General features: G+C 65.3%; 1 protein-coding gene. It reads right to left on the bottom strand.

Annotated features, from left to right (window positions below):
* Window positions 1-9: 9 nt before the first annotated feature.
* Window positions 10-1038, bottom strand: coding sequence for an IS30 family transposase (locus AVR91_RS42245; RefSeq protein WP_063275301.1), 1029 nt, complete (start codon window positions 1036-1038; stop codon window positions 10-12).
* Window positions 1039-1088 lie beyond the last annotated feature (50 nt).

The raw sequence follows: 1088 nt of genomic DNA, 5'->3' as shown, positions 1-1088 counted from the left end.
GCGGCGGTCTCAACTGGTTGTTGCAAGTAGTGCTTTGTCGAGTGCTTGTGCGGGTGTAAGCAGGCCGAGTGTAGGGCGTGGTCGGGTGTTGAGGCGGAGGGCGACTGCGTCGCAGTCGGTTTGGGTGAGGTGGCGCAGGTCTGAGCTTTTGGGCCAGTACTGGCGTAGGAGTCCGTTGGTGTTTTCGTTGCTGCCGCGTTCCCAGGGGCTGTGGGGGTTGCAGAAGTAGACCTGCAGGCCGGTGTCGAGGGTGAACTGGGCGTGCTGGGCCATTTCGTTGCCCTGGTCCCAGGTCAGCGATCGTTTCAGTTCGGTGGGCAGGGTGGCGATCATGCTGGTGAGCAGTTCCCGGACTTCGACGGCTTTGTGCGTGTCGGGCAGGGGCGCCAGCAACACGAATCGGGAGTGGCGTTCGACCAGGGTGATGACCGCGCCCTGGCTGACCGCCCCGAGGATCAGATCGCCTTCCCAGTGCCCGGGCACTGCCCGGTCGGTGGCCTCGGCTGGGCGTTCGCTGATCGGGGTCATCCCGGTTATCCGGCCCTTGCGGCGGCTGGAGGTGCTGGTGCGCGGCCGGCGCCGGTCACGGCCTGAGCGCAGGTGTTCGGTGAGCTCGTTGCGCAGTTCGCCACGGGTCTGGATGAACAGTGACAGGTAGATCGTCTCGTGACTCACCCGCATAGCCTGATCGTCGGGAAACAACATCGGCAACATCAGGGAGATCAGCTGGGGTGACCAGTCCGCTTCCAGCAGACCGGTCACCACCGCCGCCAGCTCACCGGCCAGCAGGTGGGCTTTCGGGCGCCGGCCGCGTTCGAAGGCCAGGCGCTGGGCACGGTCGGCCCGGTAGCGGCGGGGCCGGCCAGTGATCCTGGTGCCGGGCCGCGAGCACCGCGGTCCACCGCCCCGGCGTACTTCTCGTGAAATCGTCGAGGGTGACCTACCCAGGACTTTCGCGATCGCGTCCTGGGTAAGTCCGTGATCCAGACCGTTCTGGATCTTTTCCCGTTCCTCGCACGTCAACCGGGGTCCTGGCATGAAGATCTCCTATCAGCTGCCACCACTTGCAACAACCGATTGAGACCGCC

This window comes from Amycolatopsis keratiniphila subsp. keratiniphila (assembly GCF_001620365.2).
In the GTDB taxonomy this organism is placed as follows: domain Bacteria; phylum Actinomycetota; class Actinomycetes; order Mycobacteriales; family Pseudonocardiaceae; genus Amycolatopsis; species Amycolatopsis keratiniphila.
The sequence above is the reverse complement of the archived record's forward strand: the minus strand, read 5'-3'. Positions and strand labels throughout refer to the sequence as shown.

Bases quoted from the DNA above. Each gene is read 5' to 3' on its own strand.
- AVR91_RS42245 (WP_063275301.1), bottom strand. From the start codon at position 1,038: ATGCCAGGACCCCGGTTGACGTGCGAGGAACGGGAAAAGATCCAGAAC.